Raw genomic sequence first — 19870 nt, 5'->3', positions numbered from 1 at the left:
TAGTCAGTCATGGAGCCGCCGGGCCTCCCAGCCCGGTGGCAATAGCTTAGGCGGTCGATCAGGGATCAACAACGAAATCTCCACCCCGGCACTTCTTCAGATAGTTGAGCCCGTGAACCTGACCAGTCATCTCAAGCGCGTCGCGATAGACCGGGTCATGCCAGCCTTCGATGTCGATCGAGCCGGACCAGCCGGCAAGGCGCAGCTCGGAAATGATGTCGGTCCAGTTGCTGTCGCCGAAGCCCGGCGTGCGCATGAAGACAAACTTCTCCTTGCCGAAGATACCGTGTTCCTTGATGACCTCCCAGCGGATGGTCGCATCCTTGCCGTGGACATGGAAGAATTTGTGCGCCCACTTGCGGATCTGCGGCAAAGGATCGATCAGATAGACCATCTGATGGCACGGCTCCCATTCCAGACCGATATTATCATCCGGGGTCTCGTTGAACATCAGTTCCCAGGCATCGGGATTGTGGGCGATGTTCCAGTCGCCGCTTGCCCAATTGCCGTCCATGGCGCAATTCTCGAAGGCGATCTTGATGCCCTTGTCGGCAGCGCGCTTGGCAAGCTCGCTCCAGACCTGCTTGTAGCGAGGCAGGCTGTCGGTCAGCGGCTTGCCGCGGATGCGGCCGGTGAAGCCGGCAACGCAGGTGGCGCCGAAGTGATGGGCATTGTCGATGCAGTTCTTCCAGCCCTGCAGCGTCTCGAGGTCGATTTCGGTTTCTTCCAGCGGATTGCCGAACATGCCGAGCGTCGAGATGGTGATGTCGCGGTCGCCGATCGCATCGAGGCAGCGTTTGCCGAGTTCGGCAAGGTCCTGGCCCTTGGTCGTCTGCCAGAAGAAGGGTTCGAAGCTTTCAAAGCCCATTTCGGCGATCTCGCCGATGCGGGTAGCGGCATCGCCCTTGTTGCCGCTGACCATGGTGCCGATGCGAATGGATTTGGCAGGGTTGCTCACGTCAGTTCATCCTATGCTGAAATTTCGACACGCTTGCCCGTCTTGGCGCTTTCGATCGCGCCGAAGACCATGGCAAGGCTTCGGATATTGTCGGAATTGACCGTCTCGGGCCGTCTGCCGGTGCCGATCGCCGCGATGAAGTCGGCGATGACGCTGGCATGGCCATGGGTTTCCTCGTCATGTTGCGGACCGGGAACGTTTACGGCAGCGTGCCCACGCAAAAGGCCGGGCTCTTCGCCGGCGACAGTCGCCTTGAAACTCTCCTCGCCATCCCAGGTGAGCATTCCCTTCGAGCCGACGAGGCGCCATTGGCTTTCCCAGCTGGTGCGCTCGCCCTCGGCGCACCAGGAGCCGCGATAGGTGAAGACGATGTCGTCGGAAAATTCGAAGATGGCATTGGCCGAGGCGCCGTGCCGGTACCACGAACCCTTCGGATTGCGCTCGACGCAATAGACGGCAAGCGGCTTCCGGCCGGCGACGTAGCGCGCCGCATCGAAGGTGTGGATCGCCATGTCGAGAAGCAGGACGTTGTCCATCTCTTCGCGGAAGCCTCCGAAATGCGGCGCCAGGAAGAAGTCGCAATGGATGCCGGTGAGTTCGCCGATCGCGCCGCTGTCGACGAAGCGGCGCAGGCGCCTGACGCCTGATATGAAGCGACGGTTCTGGATGACAGCGTGGATGCGGCCGGTCTCGGCGGCAAGATTGACCAGCGCAGCGCCCTCGGCAAGCGATGCGGCCATCGGCTTTTCGCTGAGCACATGGCAGCCGGCTTTGAGTGCCGTCGAAACGACGTCGTAGCGCGCGGCCGGAATGACGATATCGAAGACCAGGTCGGCCTTTGTGGCCGCCATGACGTCGGACAGGTCCGAACCGATGACGGCGCCTTCAAGGCCGAACTCCGCGGCAAGCTTTTCCGCCGTCTCCCGGCTCAGGTCGACAAGGCCGACGATGGTGATGGAGTCGGCCAGCAGCGGGTTGGAAGCGATGGCGCGCAACCAACCTTTGGACATAGCTCCGCACCCGCACAGAATGGCACTGAATTTCACGATTTCCTCCAGGGGAATGGTGTCAACTCTCCTCGTGACACGCACTCCGTAAACGTTTACGACTGTATGCGGAAACATTTTACGGTGTCAATAGACGCCAAATGGGAAATTACGGGCCCAGATCCGGACGGATCTGAATTATAGAAATGGAGCATGATGTCGTCCGAAAACCGCGCACACTTTTCGGCATCATGCTCCCGGGAAAATCGTCAGCGATGAAGGGGATTCGCCAGCTTGCCGAACACTTGCATATCTCGATCGGCACGGTCTCCCGCGCGCTGAACGGCAAGCCTGATGTCAATCAGGAAACCCGCCGGCGGGTGCTGGCAGCAGCCGAGGAACTCGGCTACGTCGCCAACCAGTCTGGGCGGAGCCTGAGGCAGGGGGAGACGAAGGTCATCGGATTGATGATCGAATCCAGCAAGGAGACGGTCGAGAACGCCGACAACTTCTTCCTCGGCGTCACCAGCGGCCTGCAGAGCGTCTTTGCCCGCCACAAGCTCGACCTCATCATGCTGCCCTGCCCGAGTGACGAGGACCCGCACGAATATCTGAAGCGGATGGTGGCGCGGCGCATCGTCGATGCGATGATCATCTCGGACACGCGGCGCGTCGACCGGCGCATCGACTTTCTATCGCGGGCGAAGATCCCCTTCGTCGCGCTCGGCCGCAGCCTTTCGGCCAGCAATTTCCCCTGGATCGATCTCGATTTCGAGGGCGTGGCCGACCATGCCGTCGAGCGGCTGATCACGCTGGGCCACCGCCGGATCGCGATCACCGCGCCATCGAGCGAGGCCAACCTCGGCTATCTCTTTATCGACAGCTATCGCCGCGCGCTCGAGCGCCACGATATTCCCTTCGACCCCTCGCTCGTCATTCGCGTCAAGTCGAGTGAACAGGGCGGCTATCAGGCGGCCCATGAGCTGCTGCTGCTCGAAGAGCGGCCGACGGCGGTGATCCTGATCTACGAGCTGATGGCGATCGGCCTTTACCGCCGCCTGATGGAATCCGGCGTCATGCCCGGCCGCGACCTTGCGGTGATCGGCTTCCGCGACGCTCCGCGCGCACGTTTCCTGCAGCCGTCGCTGAGCTGCTTCCGCATCTCGCTCTACGATCTCGGTGTCGCGCTCGGCCGGATGCTTCTCGCCAACATGCCGGCCTATCGAGATTTCCATCCGGGAGGCGAGCGCAACATCATCTGGCCCCTCGAACTGATGCCGGGCGAAAGCGACGCGTTTCGGGTTGGGGTCATGGCCTGAGCGCTATCGGCTTGTTTCCGGAAAGCAGAAGCGAGCCCCCTCATGTACCTGATGCAAAGAACCGGTTCTCCGGCCGCGGCAATCCGAGATGCTCGCGCAGCGTCGTGCCCTCATATTCACTGCGGAACAGGCCGCGGCGCTGCAGTTCGGGAACCAGCCGTTCGGTGACGTCGGTGAGACCTTGCGGCAGATAGGGAAAGACGATGTTGAAACCGTCCGAACCCTCCTCGTCAAGCCAGCGCTCCATCTCGTCGGCGATGCTGGCCGGCGTGCCGACGAAGGCAAGGCCGGCATAACCGCCATAACGCTGCGCCAGCTGGCGCACCGTCAGATTTTCTTCCGCCGCAAGCTTCAGCACCTGGGCGCGACCGGTCTTGCTGGCATTGGTGTCGGGAATATCGGCCGGCAGTGGTGCGTCGGGATCGAAGCCCGAAGCGTCATGGCCGAGCGCGATCGAAAGCGAAGCGATGGCGCTGTCGTAATGCACCAGGCTGTCGAGGGTGGCGCGCTTGGCGCGGGCCTCGTCGATGCTGTCGCCGACGATGATGAAGGCGGCGGGCAGGATCTTCAGATGGTCGCGGTTGCGGCCGATGGCTTCCATGCGACCCTTGATATCGGCATAAAGCGCTTTGCCGGCGGCCAGATCGCGCGGCGAACAGAAGACCATTTCGGCGGTCTCCGCGGCAAGCTGGCGGCCGGGGTCAGACTGGCCGGCCTGGACGATGACGGGCCAGCCCTGCGGCGGCCGGGCGATATTGAGCGGCCCGCGCACGCTCAGTTCCTCGCCCTTGTGACCGAGCACATGCATCTTTTCCGGATCGAAGAACAGGCCGCTTTCCCGGTCGCGGAGGAAAGCATCGTCGGCGAAGCTGTCCCAAAGCCCGGTCACGACATCGTAGAATTCCCGGGCGCGATGATACCGCTCGCCGTGCTCCACATGTTCGTCAAGGCCGAAATTGAGCGCGGCGTCGGGGTTGGACGTCGTGACGATGTTCCAGCCGGCGCGGCCACCGCTGATATGGTCGAGCGAGGCGAAACGACGAGCGATGTGGTAGGGCTCGTCGAAGGTGGTGGAGGCGGTCGCGACGAGGCCGATACGCTCCGTCACCGCCGCCAGCGCCGACAGCAGCGTGAAGGGCTCGAAGGAGGTGACGGTGTGGCTGCGGCGCAGCGCCTCGACCGGCATGTTGAGCACGGCAAGGTGATCGGCCATGAAGAACGCATCGAATTTCGCCCGCTCCAGCGCCTGCGCGAAGGACTTCAGATGCGCGAAATTGAAATTGGCGTCGGGATAAGAGCCGGGATAGCGCCACGCGCCGGTATGCAGGCTGACGGGACGCATGAAGGCGCCGAGGCGCAACTGCCGTGGGGTCATGACTTTCCTCATGGATCGGGCAAGGCGGCCGCCTGCCCCGCATTGGGCGTTCTGTCTGAAGCCGCTGCAGCGACGCATCGGATATCGGTTACGTAGGAACTCGACGAATTCAAATCGAGGCCGGCTCAGCTAATTTCCGGTAGCGATTTCGGTGCTTTTCCGGCCACGTTTTCGCAGAACCGCCCGTCTGAGACACTAATCGCGGCAGTCAGAAGCCGATAAGCAAACACTTTTCATTTTCTATCACATCTATAGAATTTGTACTCTTATCTCGACGCTTGATTTCTTTCACCGATAGGGCCGTCAGAAATGGAGACATCGATGAACACCGTGCTGAGGCAAGCAGACCAGATCCGGCCCGTGGCCGACCGTATCGGCAGCGACGAGGAGGCGATCGCCACTGCCCGCAGACTGGCGGCGCAATTTTCCGCGCGCGCCGCCGAGCGTGACGCAGAGCGGATACTGCCGTTTAGCGAACTCGATCTCATCGCCCAGTCCGGCCTTTTGGCGATCACCGTGCCCTCGCAATATGGCGGGCTCGACGTCTCCAACGCCGTGCTTGCCGAGATCACCGCGATCCTGTCGGAGGCGGACGGCTCGATCGGCCAGATCCCGCAGAACCATTTCTATATTCTCGAGGCGCTCAGAACCGACGGCGGCGAGGAGCAGCAGCGCTATTTCTTCAGCCGCGTGCTGGCCGGCGATCGTTTCGGCAATGCGCTTTCCGAGCGCGGCACCAAGACGGTCGGCCACTACAATACGCGCATCAGCCGCGACGGTCCGGGTTACCGGATCAACGGGCGCAAATTCTATTCGACCGGCGTCCTCTTCGCCGACTGGATCACCATCTTTGCGCTCGATCCGGAGGATCGGTTGACCATGGCCTTCGTGCCGAAGGGCACCGAAGGTGTCGAGATCGTCGACGACTGGGACGGTTTTGGCCAGCGCACCACCGGCAGCGGCACGACGATCCTCGACAATGTCTATGTCAGCGCCGATTCCGTGGTCTTCCATCACAAGGGCTTCGAGCGGCCGACGACGATCGGTTCCGTTGGTCAGATCATCCATGCCGGCGTCGATCTCGGCATCGCACGGGCGGCCTTTGCCGAAACGCTGGAGTTCGTCAGGACGAAATCGCGCCCTTGGATGGATAGCGGCCTTGAGCGTGCCTCCGACGATCCGCTGACGATCGCCAAAGTCGGCCAGATCGCCATCCGGCTGGAAGCCGCAACGGCTCTGGTGGAGCGCGCCGGCCACAAGGTCGATGCCGCGCAGGTCGAGACGACGGAGGAAAAGGTGATCGCGGCGACGCTGGCGGTCGCTGCGGCGAAGGTGCTGACGACCGAAGTGGCACTCGAGGCCTCGAACACGCTTTTCGAGCTTGCCGGAACCTCGTCGGTACAAACAGGCCTCAACCTCGACCGCCACTGGCGCAATGCCCGCACCCATACGCTGCATGATCCCGTGCGTTGGAAATATCACGTCGTCGGCAACTACCATTTGAACGGTGTGACACCGCCGAAGAACGGCGCACTCTGAAATCTCTCCGTCTTCCAACCGAAAACCCCACCGCCGGGGCCGGCAGTGGGGTTTTTGCTTTCGATGACAGCGTGGCGCCTCAGCTATAGAGGCTGACCTCCGGTATCTTGTCGTTCAGCACGAATTCACCGACTTCCTTCGCCTTGTAGAAGACCGGATCGTGCAGAGTGTGGGTGCGGACATTGCGCCAGAAACGGTCGAAACGGTATTTGTCGGCCGTCGAGCGCGCGCCCGTCAGCTCGAAGACGCGCGAGGTGATGTCGAGCGAGACATGGGTGGCGTGGACCTTGGCGGCATAGGCTTCCGCCGCCGCCTCGCCGCGCTCGCGCGCCGTCACATCGCGGCCGCGGGCAAGGCCCGCCTGCACGGCTGATGCCGCATTGTCGGCAAGGGCTGCCGAGGCCTTCACAGCTGCGGTGAATTCGCCGACGCGTTCGAGGATATAAGGATCATCCGCCGCACGCTCGACGCCGGAGGTGATCCACGGCCGGGTGGTGGTGCGGACATAGTCGACGGCAGCCTGCAGCGCGCCTTCGGCGGTGCCGAGATAGAAGTTGACGAAGACCAGCTGGATGAACGGCGTATTGAAGGTCGAAAGCACCGGCGGCGCTGCGTCGGCTGCTGCCGGCGCGCCGACGAAGTCCTCCTCGTAGACCGGGAAGTCGCGGAACTCGACGCTGCCGCTGTCGGACAGGCGCTGGCCGATATTGTCCCAGTCGTCATTGGCGACGTAACCCTGACGATTGGTCGGCACGGCGAAACCGGCGATCTTGTCGTCGAGCGTCGCATTGGCATTGATGTAATCGGAGACCCGAGCCGCCGTGGAAAAGGACTTGCGTCCGTTCAGCACATAGCCATTGCCGCGACGGGTGAGCACCAGCCCGGGATCGCGCGGATTGACGGCCGCACCCCAATAGAGGTTCCTGGCGACCGTATCGCTACCCAGCGCATGGGCGCGGGCGGCATCAAGCGCCCAATAGATGTACTGGCTGTTGACATAGTGGTAGCCGAGCAGCTGGCCGATCGAGCTCTCGCCACGGGCGAGAATGCGCACCAGCCTCAGCCCGTCCACCCAATCGAGGCCACCGCCGCCGATCTCACGGGGATGCAGCGCATTGAGCAGGCCGGCATTCTTCAATTTGACGATTTCGCCAAGCGGCGGTCGGCCTTCGCGATCGAGGTCTGCGGCGCGCCTGGAAAGGTCGGCAGAGATATCCTCCGCACGGGCAAAGAGGTCGTCGCGCGTCGGGTTGCGGCTGGCCGCGAAGACGACATTGGATTGGCTCATGGGCGGAACTCCAATTCTCCAAAAAGATGATCCGACGGGAGCCACACGCTTCCGCCGGAAGGATCGAAGTGCGAGGTCTCAGAACAGCTTGTCCGGGATCCAGCTGGCGGTCGCCGCATCGCTCGTGCTGAAGGCCGGGATCTTTTCGGCCAGTTCCTCGATCGTCTTGACGCCGGCTGCACGCAGGCTCTCCTGCGTCAGAAGCGTCGGCTTCACGGTGATTTGGTGGGGAACCGTCTGCCCGGCGATTTCGAGGGCTGCGGCGCGAATGGAGACGGCGCCGACGACGGCAGGATTGGTCGCGACGGTCGCAACCCACGGGCTGCCTTCCTCGGTGATTTCCTGGATATCGGCCGTCGACACGTCGGCCGAATAGATCTTCAGTTTCTTGGCGATGCCGAGATCGTTGGCGGCGAGCTTCACGCCGCGAGCGAATTCGTCATAGGGGGCGAAGACGACCGATATATCGGGATTGGCAGTGAGCACGGCCTTCGCCTGATCGGCGGTCGAAGTCGCCGTCGTGTCGCTGACATTGCCGAAGCGGGCCTTTTCGACCACGCCTTTATTGTCCGTCTTGAACTTGTCCCAGACCTCGTTGCGGCGGTCGAGCGGCGCGAAGCCCGCAACATAGACATAACCGGCGCTGAAGCTGTTGCCGTTGTCCTTCACCACCTGTTCAAGCGCCGATGATGCGAGTTCGTGGTCGCTCTGCTCCACCTGCGGAATTTTGGGATTGTTGAGGTTGACGTCGAAGGCCACGACCTTGATGCCCTTGTCGAGCGCCTGCTGCACGACGTCGCCGAGCGATTCAGGCAGACCGTGGTCGATGACGATGCCGGAGACGCCGAGATTGATCGCCTGGAGGATCTGCTCGCGCTGCTCGGCGGCGTCTTGCCGGCCGGGGAAGATGCGCAGGTCGATAGCCAGCGCCTTGGCCTGGGCTTCAGCCCCCGCCTGATAGGCCTGGAAGAAATCGCCCGCCGAGATGTAGCTGATCAGCGCGACCTTGACGCCGCCCTTGTCGAAAGGGGCAGGAGCGCCGGACAGACCGTCGGCTTTTGCGCCTTGAATGAAAATGAACGGAATGACGGCGGCAGACAGTGCGAGCCGTGCGAGGGATTTCATCGTCGCGTTCCTTCTAGCAATCGGGAGCGTCGTCTGACAGGTCTGGAAGCCCTCGCGACGCGTCGGATTATTAGATATAATCTCTATGTTTTTAGTAGAGTAAATGATCCGATTTTATGGGCTGCGGGAGATTCTTTGTTTCCCGAGGGCAGTTCGCGGGGGAAAGGCGTGCCTGGAGTTCGACCGCCCGGACAGGGCACACTCCGGCTTCGATTGCAGTCCCGGACCTTTGTCGATGCCGCTTCTTCACATTGAAAATATCACCCGCAGTTTCGGGTCGACGCGGGCGCTTGCCGGCGCTGATTTTTCTATGGAGCGCGGCGAGATCGTGGCGCTGATGGGCGCAAACGGCGCGGGCAAATCGACGCTGGTCAAGATCCTTTCCGGCGTGCTTCCGGCCGATGGCGGCATGGTTCGGCTCGATGGCCGCGCCTTTGCGCCGCGTAGCCCGGCCGAAGCGGCTAGGGCCGGTGTCGCCACCGGTCGCGACCCGGCTTGCCGGTGCCTCGACCGTGCGGCTGAAGACGCTCGCCTATGTCATATCGGGCACGCTGGCATCGCTCGGCGGCATCGTGATTGCCGCCCGCGTCGGGCGCGGCGACATTTCCTCCGGCGGCTCGCTGCTGATGGATTCGGTTGCCGCAGCACTGATCGGCTTTGCCGTCTTCAAGCTGCGACGTCCAAACGTGCTTGGCACCATTGCCGGCGCCGTCTTCGTCGGTGTGCTGCTGAACGGCCTCACCATGCTGAACGCCCCTTACTACACCCAGGATTTCGTCAAGGGCGCCGTGCTCGTCGGAGCCTTAGCGCTGACCTACGGCCTCGGCCGCAGCAATCCCTAATTCCAAGGAAGAAAGACATGACCCGCGAAATCAGGCTGAACGCCTTCGACATGAATTGCGTCGGACACCAGTCGCCAGGGCTCTGGCGCCATCCGCGCGACAAGTCCTGGACCTACAAGGATCTCGACTATTGGGTGCATCTGGCAAAGACGCTGGAGCGCGGCAAGTTCGACGGGCTGTTCATCGCCGACGTGCTCGGCGTCTACGATGTGCTGAACGGCAATGTCGATGCCGCACTTCGCCATTCGGCGCAGGTGCCGGTCAACGACCCGCTGCAGCTGATCCCCACCATGGCCTACGAGACCGAGCACCTCGGCTTCGGCCTGACGGCGTCGCTTTCCTTCGAGCATCCCTATACCTTCGCCCGCCGCATCTCGACACTCGACCACCTGACCAAGGGACGTGTCGGCTGGAATATCGTCACCTCCTACCTCAACAGCGGCGCGCTCAATATCGGCCAGCCGGCACAGACGAAGCATGATGACCGCTACGATCTCGCCGAGGAATATCTCGAGGTCTGCTACAAGCTCTGGGAGGGAAGCTGGGAAGACGGCGCCGTCGTCCGCGACCGGGAAAGCGGTATCTTCACCCATCCGGAAAAAGTCCATCCGATCCGCCATTCCGGCAAGCACTTCAATGTGCCCGGCATTCACTTGAGCGAACCCTCGCCGCAACGTACACCGGTGCTCTATCAGGCCGGCGCCTCCAGCCGCGGCAAGGATTTCGCCGGCGCCCATGCCGAATGCATCTTCGTCGCCTCTCCGTCGAAGGCGGTGCTGAAGCGTTACGTCGCCAATGTCCGCGAGGCGGCCGAACGGGTCGGCCGCAACCCGCGCGAAATCCTCGCCTTCAACCTGCAGACCGTGATCCTCGGCGAAACCGATGCGGAAGCGCAGCGGAAGTTCAACGAATACCGCAAATACGCCTCCTTCGAGGGCGCGCTGACACTGATCTCCGGCTGGACCGGCATCGATTTCGGCCAGTTCGGGCCGGACGAGGTGCTGCGGCACCGCCATACCAATGCGGTGCAATCGGCTGTCGAGACCTTCACCACCATCGATCCGACCAAGGAATGGACGGTGCGCGAAATGGCCGACTGGGTCGGCATCGGCGGTTTCGGTCCTGTTTTCGTCGGTTCGCCGCAAACGGTCGCCGATCTGATGCAGGAATGGATCGAGGACACCGATGTCGACGGCTTCAACCTCGCCTATGCCGTGACGCCCGAGAGTTTCGAGGATGCCGTCGATCTGCTGGTGCCGGAACTGCAAAAGCGCGGCGTCTACAAGACCGACTACGCCAAGGGGACGTTGCGGGAAAAACTCGGGGGAGCGGGGCCGCGGCTTGTCGCGCCGCATCCGGGTGCCGCTTATCGTAATCTCTTCACCGAGCCTGCCCGTGTCGCGGCCAACGGCTGAGCGAATAATGGCTGGGTGACAAAAAATATCTCGCCCAGCCCAACCATTCGAATCTAACCTCTATGACAATTTGCATTTCGCCCTGAATATGGGCACCCGAATTTCACCGATCAGGAGGGGTCATGACCGTATCATCTATCTCGCGGCGCACGCTGATGAAGGGCACCGCCCTGCTGCTTGCTTCGACGGCGCTCGCCCGGCAGGCGTTTGCGCAGGCTGCACCCAGCGGCGGCCGGCTGATCGTTGCGGCCGATTCCGAGCCGAAGAACCTCAACCCTGCCATCGTCGCCTCGAACGGCGTCTTTTTCGTCGCAAGCAAGGTGATCGAGCCGCTCGCCGAAGCGTCGTTCGACGGCAAGGATGGGCTTTCGCCGCGCCTCGCCACCTCCTGGGAGGGCTCGGATGACGGCCTCTCCGTCACCTTCAAGCTGCGCGATGGCGTCACCTGGCACGATGGCAAGCCGTTCACCTCGGTCGATGTCGCCTTCTCTGCACTCAACATCTGGAAGCCGCTGCAGAATCTCGGCCGCCTGGTCTTTGCCAATCTCGAAGCCGTCGATACACCTGACGATTACACCGCCATCTTCCGCTTCTCCAAGCCGACGCCGTTCCAGCTGATCCGCAACGCGCTGCCTGTTGTAACAAGCGTCGTTGCCAAGCATATTTTCGACGGGACCGATATCGCCACCAACCCGGCCAACAATACGCTCGTCGGCACCGGTCCGTTCAAGTTCGCCGAACACAAGCCCGGCGAATATTACCGGCTGGCGCGCAACGAGAATTATTGGGACAAGGACCAGCCGAAACTCGACGAGATCATCTTCCGCGTGCTGCCCGATCGTGAAGCAGCGGGTTCGGCGCTCGAAGCCGAGGAAATCCAGCTTGCCGCCTTCTCGGCTGTGCCGCTGGCCGATCTCGATCGTATCTCGAAGGTCGCCGGCATCAAGGTGATCTCGAAGGGCTATGAGGCCCTGACCTACCAGCTCGTCGTCGAGATCAATCATCGCCGCAAGGAGCTTGCCGACCTCAGGGTGCGCCAGGCGATCGCCCAGGCAATCGACAAGAAATTCGTGGTCGACACGATCTTCCTCGGCTACGCCGCCGCCTCCACCGGTCCCGTGCCGAAGAATGCGCCGCAGTTCTACACGCCGGATGTCGCGGCCTATGATTTCAATCCGGCGGCGGCCAACGACATTCTCGACAAGGCCGGATACAAGCAGGGGCCCGATGGCAACCGCTTTACGCTGAAGCTTCGCCCCGCGCCCTATTTCAACGAAACCCGCCAGTTCGGCGATTACCTTCGCCAGGCGCTGGCCGTCATCGGCATCAATGCCGAGATCGTCAATGCCGATGCGGCCGCGCACCAGAAGGCTGTTTATACCGATCACGACTTCGATCTCGCCGTCGGCCCGCCGGTCTTCCGCGGCGACCCGGCGATCTCCACCACCATTCTCGTCCAGTCCGGTACGCCAGCCGGCGTGCCCTTCTCCAACCAGGGTGGCTACGTCAATCCGGAACTCGACAAGATCATCCTGCAGGCATCCGAAACCATCGACACGGCGGCGCGCACCGATCTCTACCGCAAGTTCCAGCAACTCGTCGTCGCCGACCTGCCGCTGATCAACGTCGCGGAATGGGGTTTCATCACTGTTGCGCGCGACACCGTGCTCAACGTCGCGGACAATCCGCGCTGGGCTGTCTCGAACTGGGGCGATACCGCGCTGCAATCGTGATAGAATCGGCGGCAATTCTCTTCCAGAGGCCCTGTCCGGCGTGAAACGAGCCATCATCCTCCTGAGGCGCAGGGCGATCAGCAGCATTCCGGTGCTGCTGATCGTGGTGATCTTCACCTTTTTCCTGCTTGAGTCAGCCTCGGGCGATGCCGTCGACGCCTATCTCGGCTCGATCGGCGGCGGCGATGCCGCACTTAGGCAGTCGCTGCGCGAGAGCTACGGCCTCGACCAATCGATGTTCGCCCGCCTCTGGCTCTATCTTTCCTCGCTGGCGCGGCTCAATCTCGGCTGGTCGGTCGCCTTCGGCCGGCCGGTCGGTGCGCTCATTGCCGAACGCCTGCCCAATACGCTGCTGCTGATGGGCAGCGCCACCGCACTCTCCTTCGGCCTCGGCTCGGCGCTCGGCATCCTCGCCGGGGCGCGGCCGGGCAGCCTGCGTGACCGGCTGCTGTCGATCGGTTCGCTGATCGTCTATGCCATTCCGAGCTTCTGGCTCGGCCTGGTGCTGAGCATCGCCTTTTCGGTGAAGCTGCGCTGGTTTCCGATCGCCGGCGTCGAGACGATCGCTTCGGGCAACACAGGATTTTCGCGCGCTCTTGATATCGCCGACCATCTGGTTCTGCCGGTCGGCGCGCTCGCCTTGATCTATCTCGCTCTGTTCCTGCGGGTGATGCGCAGTGGCATGGCCGAGGCCTGGAAGCTCGATTTCGTGCTGTTCGCCCGCGCGAAGGGTCTATCGCGGAGCCGGATCGTGCTGCGCCACGTGGCGCGCAATGCGCTGCTGCCGCTCGTCACCATGCTCGGGCTGCAATCGGCGGCGATGCTCGGCGGCAGCGTGGTGATCGAGAGCGTCTTCGCAATCCCGGGTTTCGGGCGGCTGGCGCAGGAGGCGGTCAACGGCCGCGACGCGCCGCTGTTAATGGGCATCGTCGTCACCAGCGCCGTCCTCGTCATCTCGGTCAATTTCCTCGTCGATCTCGTCTATGCCGCGCTCGACCCGCGCATCGGCGCCTCGGAGGGCGGTGCATGAGCCGCCTGCTGCGCACGCCGGAAGGTGTGATCGGGTTTGCGATCCTTCTCGTCCTGATTTTGGCCGGACTGCTCGCCCCTATCCTTTCACCGGGCGATCCGTTGCGAATTGCCGGCCGTGCATTGCTGACGCCATTCACCGATCCGGCTTTTCCGCTCGGCACCGACCGGCTCGGCCGCGACGTCCTGGCGGGCCTGCTCTATGGCGCGCGAACCTCGCTCGCCGTCGGCCTGGCGGCAGCGTTTTCGGCCATGGTGCTGGGGCTCTGCGTCGGCATGGCGGCCGGTTTTGCCGGCGGGCTCGTCGACGAGGCGCTGATGCGGGTTGTCGACGCCTTCCAGATCGTGCCGGCTTTTTTGCTCGCCCTTGCCTTCGTCAGCACCATCGGGGTGTCGACGCCTGTCGTCGTCATTGCCATTGCGCTCGGCACCTGGGCCGATCCGGCCCGGCTGACGAGAGCGCAGGTGCTGGCGATCCGCGAGCAGGATTACGTTGCCTCGGCAAGGGTGATCGGCATGCATCCGGCCGAGATCGCCCTCCGGGAAATCCTGCCGAACGCGCTGCCGCCGGTGCTGGCGCTTTCCGCCACCATCGTCGCCGGCGCGATCCTCACCGAAGCAGCACTTTCCTTCCTGGGTCTGGGCAACCCCAATATCGCCACCTGGGGCTCGATGATCGCCGAGGGCCGCAGCGTGTTGCGTTCGGCATCCTATCTCTCCGTCATACCGGGTGCGGCACTGGCCGTAACCGTGCTCGGCGTCCATCTCTTCAGCGAAGGCCTCGGCAAGGCGCTTGGCGACGACGGTGCGAGGGCGGCATGAGCATTTTCTGCAGCCTGCGGCAGCTTTCGGTCACCTATAGTCGCGGCAGGAATGCCGCCCTCGACCGCGTCGACCTCGATATCGCAGCCGGCGATAGGCTGGCGATCATCGGCGAAAGCGGCTCCGGCAAGAGCACGCTCGCGCGAGCACTTGCCGGCCTGCTGCCGGAGGGAGCGAAGGTCCAGGGCGAATTGCTCTGGCCTGCACTTGGGCATCCACCCCGCCCGGGCCGCGATTTCGGCCTTGTCTTCCAGGACCCGGGCTCGAGCCTCAACCCCGTCCTGACGATCGGCGAGCAGATCGCCGAGGGCGCCAGGCGCCATCTCGGCCTCAGCTGGAAACAGGCGTATATCAGGGCCGAGGAATTGCTCGGGCGGGTGCGGATACCGCAGCCTGATAAGGCGATGCGGGCTTTTCCGCACCAGCTTTCCGGCGGCCAGCGCCAGCGCGTGGCGATCGCGGCGGCCATCGCTGCGAAACCGGCGCTGCTGATCGCCGACGAGGCGACCAGCGCGCTCGATATGGTGGTCCAGGCCGAGATCGTCGGCCTGCTCGACGGGCTGGTGCGCGAGGACGGCCTGACGCTGCTCTTCATCACCCACGACATCGCGCTTGCCTCCGGCTTTGTCGATCGCATCGCCGTTTTCCGCAATGCGAGGCTGGTCGAGGCAGGCCCCGTCCGTTCGGTGCTTTCTGCGCCGAAAAGCGACTATACCGCCGCCCTCATCGCCAGCCATCGCGACCTCGCGACGCCACCGCTGATCGAAGAGGTGGCGTCATGAACGACATGCTGCTTTCCGTCGAAAACCTGTCGAAAGGGTTTTCTTCCTCAGGCCGCCAGGTTGCTGCCGTCGATCATGTGTCGCTCACCATCGCGGCAGGGGAAACGCTCGGTCTCGTCGGCGCCTCCGGCAGTGGAAAATCGACGCTGTCGCGCATCCTGCTGCGGCTTCTCAGCGCCGATGCCGGCTCGATCCGTTTCGAGGGAGAGGATTGGCTCGCGCTGAATAGCGCGTCTTTGCGCCGCCGGCGGGCGCGTATGCAGATGGTGTTTCAGGATCCGCTTGCGGCCTTCAATCCGCTGGCGAGCGTCGGTGCGGTGCTCGACGATCCGCTTCGCATCCACGGCGTCGCCGCGAAGAACCAGCGCCCCGCCGAGATCGCCATGCTGCTCGAGCGTGTCGGCCTCACCGCAGATCATGCCGCACGTCCGGTGCGTTCGCTCTCCGGCGGTCAGCGGCAGCGTGTGGCGATTGCGCGGGCGATTGCGACGCGGCCATCGCTGCTGGTGCTCGACGAGGCGGTCTCGGCGCTCGATGTGACCGTGCGCGGCCGGATCCTCGAGCTCCTGGTCGATCTGCAGAAAGAACAGGGCATTGCCTGTCTGTTCATTTCGCACGATCTTGCCGTGGTCCGGGCCGTCTCCCACCGCATCGCCGTCATGGATGGCGGGCGGATCGTCGAGACCGGCCCGGCAGCGGCGGTCGTTGCCGCGCCGCAATCGGAGGCCGCCCGCGCACTCGTTGCAGCCGTCCCTCGTCTCGTGACCGATCCTTGCTGAAGGAAGTATCCATGCCCGATCTTGGTTGGAATCCCCTGCATGGCGTGCCCTCCTATCCCGCGGAGCGCTACGCCGTCCTCGCCGACAGGATCGGCGGCATATTGCACAGCCGCAACGATATATTGCTGGTGCAGGCAGAAGCGGTGGTGGCGCTCGAGGCGGCGGCGGTGAGCCTTGCGCGCCCTGGCCTGACAGCATTCAACATCGTCACCAGCTCCTATGGCGGCTGGTTCGGGCAATGGCTGCGGCGGGGTGGCGCGGCGGTCGCCGATATCGTCGCCGAACCGGGCCTTCCGATCGAGATCGAAGCAGTCGCCAAAGCGCTCCAGACGGGTCCGAAGATCGACGTGCTCGCGCTGGTTCATGCCGAATCCGCGAGCGGCATTCTCAACCCCCTGCCGGAGATATTGGCGCTTGCGCGTGCCCGCGGTGTCGTCACCGTCGTCGATGCGGTCGCCTCTGTCGGTGGCCACCGGCTCTATGTCGACGATCTCGGCATCGACATCGCCGTGATCGGCCCGCAGAAAGCGCTCGGCGGGCCGGCCGGTCTGTCCGCACTCTCGGTCAGCGGCCGCGCCTGGGATCTCATTCTCAGAGATGGCGCCGCGCGCGATTCGATATTGTCGTTGGCGGATCAGAAGTCATGGGTCGATGGCGGCCGACGCGGCCTGCCGGGAACACCGCCGCCGCTGGAATTCTTCGCGCTGGAGGCGGCGCTTGACCGCATCGAGGCTGAAGGCCTGGAAAATGTCGTCGCCCGCCATGCGCTGGCAGCATCGGCGACACGAGCGGGGCTTGCCGCACTCGGAGCCCCAGCCTGGGTGCCGGCAGTAAAAGCGTCGAACCTGGTCACGGCCGTGCCTGTGCCGGAGGCGCTGGCGCCTGCCGCGCTGATCGCAGCTGCCGGGCAGCTCGGGGTTGAGGTGACCGAAGGCGTCGGAACCGCGCCGGCCCGTCTCGTGCGGCTGAACCACACGGGTCCGCGCGCCGCATTCCAGACGGTGCTGTCGAATGTCGTGGCGTATGGCGCCGCCCTCAGGCAGGCAGGCCATCCCTCGGATATATCAGCCGCTTCGGAGGCAATATCCGCAGCCTACAGTCGATGAAAGCCGTATTCGGCCCTTGATAATCATGGTTCATCAAGGCAGGAGAGTAGCAATCGCGGAGACTTGGTGCAGATGACAAGATTGCTGGATGCGCAGGGCCTGGAGATTTCACATGAGGGGCATCGCACCCGCCTGAAATGGCACCGGTTGCGCAAGCGGTTTGCCGATCCGTTGTTCTCAGCCGAAGTGATGGCGGAGGGATTTGCAGCAGGCGCCTCGATGGAGCTCGATCTGCGCGTCCGCGCCGACGGCGGTTTCGTCGTGCTGCACGATGAGGAGCTCGAAGGTGAAACGACTGGGCAGGGAGCGATCGGCAAGAAGAGCATCGGTGACCTCACCGCTATCAGGATGCAGGAGGGCGACCGGCCGCTGATCTTGAGCGAGGATCTCGCCGCCATGCTCCAATCGGCCCACCCGGCCGCGCTGCTGCAATTCGACATGAAGGACGACTTTGAAGCGATCGGCGCCAGGGGCATTGCGCATCTGGCCGCGCATTTCCAGGATATCGCCGCCTCGGTGATCGTCAGCGGCGGCAGCCTCGACCTCATCGTCGCGGTCAAGGAGAAGCTTCCCCATCTTCTGCGAGGGATCGATCCGACCGACAAGCTCTACGATATCAAAAAGGCCAACGGCTGGAAGGCGGTCGAGACGGAACTGCGTGCCGACCTGCGCGGCCCGACCGAACCGGACACGATCTATCTCCACTGGCCGCTGATCCTTGGTGCCGCCAATGAAGGCCTCGACATGATCGCGCTCTGCCAGGACGAAGGCAAACGCGTCGATGCCTGGACCTTCACCCTGAAGGATCCGGAGGCAGGTTTCAGCGAAGAGGAATGGCTAGGCTTTTCGACGCTGATGGCCCTGAAGCCGGATCAGATCACCACGGACGAGGCACCGGCGACCGAACGCGCCTGGCGCCGCCGCATGGCCGATTAACCGGCGGACGTTGGAGCATGATGGCGAAAGGTGTGAGAGGCTTTCGATACCCTGTTTCCAGGTTTGTCGCCTGCTTTTTGCAGTTTGCATCATTTTAAACTTCTGATGCTATCCATAGCCAGCAGACAAATGTTGGTGTCCGATATGCAAGTTGTTGATGCCGAAGCAAATACTCGACAAGCAAATTCCAGCTTACAGGAAGCGTGGCACCTTGGATGTACAGGCCGTTCGGTTGAGGCCCTTACACTGGCCGGCGAAATTCTTGTTGATGCCAAGGCGCGGGGCGACGACCGGCTCGCCGCGCAATGCGACACGGATATTGCCTGGTACTGTTTTCAAATCGGCAAGGCCGAACTTGGACTGACGCATGTCCGGCGGGCGATAGACTTCTGGAAATTGACCGGGGAGCGCAAAGAGGAAGCCGTTGCCCGGGCCTATTTCGGATGGTTGCTCTTGGAACTGGGCTTGCCGGAGGAAGCAATCGAAGAAGCGACCCGCGCGTTGGATCTGGCCGACAAGGCCGCGGACCCGAAAGCACAAAGCCTGGCCACCAACGTCATCGGAATTATCTTCTGGTGCAACAAACAGCCCGACCGGGCCATCCTGATGAGCGAGAGGTCTGTCGAACTCGCCAGATCGATTGGCAATAAGAACTATGAATGCTGGTGGCTCATCAATCTCGGCGGCGCTCATTCGGAAGGCGGATATATCGCGCGGGCGCTCGGCCAGCCGGAGGAAGAACACCAGATGCTGGTCAGAGCGCTGGCACTGACCGAACAGGCGCTCGACATCGCAATCGAGATCGGCGACAGCTGGGCCGCTCGCCTCTGTCTCGGCAACCAAGCCGAGTTCTACAGCCACCTGGGCGAGCATGAGAAGGCGCTCCAGTGCATGGTCCGCTATCGGCTGTTTCAAGAGAACAGCTATGTCAGGGACAGGCAGCAATATCTCTACACTTTGGGCCAGATCTACAACAATTCCGGAAAATTTACGGAAGCCCTGTCGCCGCTGCTCGAGGCGGTGGAGCTGATCGACGCCGGCGGAAGTTTCGATTCCTATGTGCAGATCTATCTTTATCTGTCGCAGGCCTATGAGGGGCTGGGGCAGTTCGATCCGGCGCTGGAGGCACATAAGAAATACCACCAAGCCTATCTGCGCAATAGTGCCGAGAGTACGCAGCGACGCGCACGTCTCGCCGAAATCTACTATGAAACCAAACGGTTCAAGGAAGTTGCCGAAACGGAGTCGAAGCGCGCAGACACGCTGGAGGCCTCCTATCAGAAATTGCAGGAGCAAACCGATATCCTTGCCAATGCCGTCTATCTGGACGCACTGACCGGGCTCTATAATCGCAAATATCTCGACAGCCGCTTTAAAGCGCTGACATCCGAGAAGCGTCCATATTCCATCGCGATGCTGGATGTCGATCACTTCAAGTCGATCAACGACAACTTCTCTCACATGATCGGCGACCGGGTCCTGGGTGCCATTGGAACCATATTGCGCAGCCAGCTACGCATTACCGATCAGGCAATTCGCTTTGGCGGCGAGGAATTCGTCGTCCTGTTCGCCGGCGCTCCCCGAGGCGCCGCAGATCTCTGCGAAAGGCTGCGTTCGGCCATTGAACGATGGGACTGGTCTGAGATCTGCAACGGGCTGCACGTCACGATCAGCATAGGTCTCGCCAGTACCCTGTCTGCCAAGTCTCCGAACGAGATTTTGGCGATCGCCGATCAGAATCTCTATGCGGCGAAAAAGACCGGTCGCAATCGCGTTGTTGCGTAACAGGCGTTCCCTAACTTCGGGCAAAGTTCGCAGTCTCACAAATCAGGCGGA

The 19870-nt window shown here is 62.7% G+C and carries 16 protein-coding genes and 2 pseudogenes; 13 read left to right on the top strand and 5 right to left on the bottom strand.

Annotation, left to right across the window (positions count from 1 at the left end; genetic code table 11):
- Window positions 1–58: 58 nt before the first annotated feature.
- A complete protein-coding gene (locus C3Y91_RS01175) occupies window positions 59–958 on the bottom strand; it encodes a sugar phosphate isomerase/epimerase family protein (RefSeq protein WP_018069353.1) in 900 nt (299 codons plus the stop codon).
- Between the two features lie 11 nt (window positions 959–969).
- Window positions 970–2004, bottom strand: coding sequence for a Gfo/Idh/MocA family oxidoreductase (locus tag C3Y91_RS01170; protein ID WP_168574893.1), 1035 nt, complete (start codon window positions 2002–2004; stop codon window positions 970–972).
- A gap of 215 nt (window positions 2005–2219) precedes the next feature.
- On the opposite strand from C3Y91_RS01170, the gene C3Y91_RS01165 reads away from it, so the two are divergent.
- A complete protein-coding gene (locus C3Y91_RS01165; protein WP_130674338.1) occupies window positions 2220–3263 on the top strand; it encodes a substrate-binding domain-containing protein in 1044 nt (347 codons plus the stop codon).
- A gap of 40 nt (window positions 3264–3303) precedes the next feature.
- Here C3Y91_RS01165 and C3Y91_RS01160 read toward each other — a convergent pair whose 3' ends face one another.
- On the bottom strand, window positions 3304–4638 hold the full coding sequence (locus C3Y91_RS01160; protein WP_130829026.1) for an LLM class flavin-dependent oxidoreductase: 1335 nt from the start codon (window positions 4636–4638) through the stop codon (window positions 3304–3306).
- Between the two features lie 321 nt (window positions 4639–4959).
- Between C3Y91_RS01160 and C3Y91_RS01155 the strand changes: the two genes are divergently transcribed.
- On the top strand, window positions 4960–6177 hold the full coding sequence (locus C3Y91_RS01155) for an SfnB family sulfur acquisition oxidoreductase (RefSeq protein WP_024320134.1): 1218 nt from the start codon (window positions 4960–4962) through the stop codon (window positions 6175–6177).
- A gap of 79 nt (window positions 6178–6256) precedes the next feature.
- On the opposite strand, the gene C3Y91_RS01150 is transcribed toward C3Y91_RS01155, so the two are convergent.
- On the bottom strand, window positions 6257–7465 hold the full coding sequence (locus C3Y91_RS01150; RefSeq protein ID WP_130801233.1) for an acyl-CoA dehydrogenase family protein: 1209 nt from the start codon (window positions 7463–7465) through the stop codon (window positions 6257–6259).
- A gap of 78 nt (window positions 7466–7543) precedes the next feature.
- Entirely contained in the window at window positions 7544–8590 is a 1047-nt protein-coding gene (locus C3Y91_RS01145; protein WP_027688786.1) for a substrate-binding domain-containing protein, read from the bottom strand.
- A gap of 103 nt (window positions 8591–8693) precedes the next feature.
- Between C3Y91_RS01145 and C3Y91_RS38645 the strand changes: the two are divergent.
- The 11 genes and pseudogenes from C3Y91_RS38645 to C3Y91_RS01090 form a co-directional block, all read left to right on the top strand.
- Window positions 8694–8984 (top strand): annotated as a pseudogene (locus C3Y91_RS38645) (ATP-binding cassette domain-containing protein); the annotation flags it as partial.
- 88 nt (window positions 8985–9072) lie between these two features.
- Window positions 9073–9432: pseudogene (locus C3Y91_RS01135) on the top strand (ABC transporter permease); the annotation flags it as partial.
- A 17-nt stretch (window positions 9433–9449) separates the two neighbouring features.
- Window positions 9450–10847 (top strand): LLM class flavin-dependent oxidoreductase, encoded by a 1398-nt coding sequence (locus C3Y91_RS01130; RefSeq protein ID WP_130801237.1) that lies wholly within the window; start codon window positions 9450–9452, stop codon window positions 10845–10847.
- Between the two features lie 122 nt (window positions 10848–10969).
- Window positions 10970–12580 (top strand): ABC transporter substrate-binding protein, encoded by a 1611-nt coding sequence (locus C3Y91_RS01125; RefSeq protein ID WP_168574892.1) that lies wholly within the window; start codon window positions 10970–10972, stop codon window positions 12578–12580.
- A 40-nt stretch (window positions 12581–12620) separates the two neighbouring features.
- Entirely contained in the window at window positions 12621–13610 is a 990-nt protein-coding gene (locus C3Y91_RS01120; protein WP_130662998.1) for an ABC transporter permease, read from the top strand.
- Window positions 13607–14431 carry an ABC transporter permease gene (locus C3Y91_RS01115; RefSeq protein WP_027688792.1) on the top strand — a complete coding sequence of 275 codons (825 nt, stop codon included), beginning with the start codon at window positions 13607–13609 and terminating at the stop codon, window positions 14429–14431. The genes C3Y91_RS01120 and C3Y91_RS01115 overlap by 4 nt, the downstream gene beginning before the upstream one ends.
- The gene (locus C3Y91_RS01110; protein WP_130801238.1) at window positions 14428–15213 is read left to right on the top strand and encodes an ABC transporter ATP-binding protein; all 786 of its coding nucleotides are present in this window, start codon (window positions 14428–14430) and stop codon (window positions 15211–15213) included. Before C3Y91_RS01115 ends, C3Y91_RS01110 begins: the two co-directional genes overlap by 4 nt.
- The gene (locus C3Y91_RS01105; protein WP_024320124.1) at window positions 15210–15992 is read left to right on the top strand and encodes an ABC transporter ATP-binding protein; all 783 of its coding nucleotides are present in this window, start codon (window positions 15210–15212) and stop codon (window positions 15990–15992) included. Before C3Y91_RS01110 ends, C3Y91_RS01105 begins: the two co-directional genes overlap by 4 nt.
- A gap of 11 nt (window positions 15993–16003) precedes the next feature.
- The gene (locus C3Y91_RS01100; RefSeq protein ID WP_024320123.1) at window positions 16004–17098 is read left to right on the top strand and encodes an aminotransferase class V-fold PLP-dependent enzyme; all 1095 of its coding nucleotides are present in this window, start codon (window positions 16004–16006) and stop codon (window positions 17096–17098) included.
- A gap of 72 nt (window positions 17099–17170) precedes the next feature.
- Window positions 17171–18034, top strand: a complete 864-nt coding sequence (locus C3Y91_RS01095; RefSeq protein WP_024320122.1) for a glycerophosphodiester phosphodiesterase — start codon at window positions 17171–17173, stop codon at window positions 18032–18034.
- Between the two features lie 129 nt (window positions 18035–18163).
- The gene (locus C3Y91_RS01090) at window positions 18164–19819 is read left to right on the top strand and encodes a GGDEF domain-containing protein (RefSeq protein ID WP_024320121.1); all 1656 of its coding nucleotides are present in this window, start codon (window positions 18164–18166) and stop codon (window positions 19817–19819) included.
- The last annotated feature ends 51 nt before the right edge of the window (window positions 19820–19870 follow it).

The sequence above is a fragment of the Rhizobium ruizarguesonis genome (genome assembly GCF_012349115.1).
GTDB classification, from domain to species: Bacteria; Pseudomonadota; Alphaproteobacteria; order Rhizobiales; family Rhizobiaceae; genus Rhizobium; species Rhizobium ruizarguesonis.
Note: the sequence above shows the minus strand (reverse complement) of the source record. Positions and strands in the feature narration are given on the sequence as shown.

Bases quoted from the DNA above. Each gene is read 5' to 3' on its own strand.
- C3Y91_RS01155 (WP_024320134.1), top strand. From the start codon at position 4,960: ATGAACACCGTGCTGAGGCAAGCAGACCAGATCCGGCCCGTGGCCGAC.
- C3Y91_RS01095 (WP_024320122.1), top strand. From the start codon at position 17,171: ATGACAAGATTGCTGGATGCGCAGGGCCTGGAGATTTCACATGAGGGG.
- C3Y91_RS01090 (WP_024320121.1), top strand. From the start codon at position 18,164: ATGTTGGTGTCCGATATGCAAGTTGTTGATGCCGAAGCAAATACTCGA.
- C3Y91_RS01145 (WP_027688786.1), bottom strand. From the start codon at position 8,590: ATGAAATCCCTCGCACGGCTCGCACTGTCTGCCGCCGTCATTCCGTTC.
- C3Y91_RS01125 (WP_168574892.1), top strand. From the start codon at position 10,970: ATGACCGTATCATCTATCTCGCGGCGCACGCTGATGAAGGGCACCGCC.
- C3Y91_RS01105 (WP_024320124.1), top strand. From the start codon at position 15,210: ATGAACGACATGCTGCTTTCCGTCGAAAACCTGTCGAAAGGGTTTTCT.
- C3Y91_RS01110 (WP_130801238.1), top strand. From the start codon at position 14,428: ATGAGCATTTTCTGCAGCCTGCGGCAGCTTTCGGTCACCTATAGTCGC.
- C3Y91_RS01150 (WP_130801233.1), bottom strand. From the start codon at position 7,465: ATGAGCCAATCCAATGTCGTCTTCGCGGCCAGCCGCAACCCGACGCGC.
- C3Y91_RS01100 (WP_024320123.1), top strand. From the start codon at position 16,004: ATGCCCGATCTTGGTTGGAATCCCCTGCATGGCGTGCCCTCCTATCCC.
- C3Y91_RS01160 (WP_130829026.1), bottom strand. From the start codon at position 4,638: ATGACCCCACGGCAGTTGCGCCTCGGCGCCTTCATGCGTCCCGTCAGC.
- C3Y91_RS01115 (WP_027688792.1), top strand. From the start codon at position 13,607: ATGAGCCGCCTGCTGCGCACGCCGGAAGGTGTGATCGGGTTTGCGATC.
- C3Y91_RS01165 (WP_130674338.1), top strand. From the start codon at position 2,220: ATGAAGGGGATTCGCCAGCTTGCCGAACACTTGCATATCTCGATCGGC.
- C3Y91_RS01130 (WP_130801237.1), top strand. From the start codon at position 9,450: ATGACCCGCGAAATCAGGCTGAACGCCTTCGACATGAATTGCGTCGGA.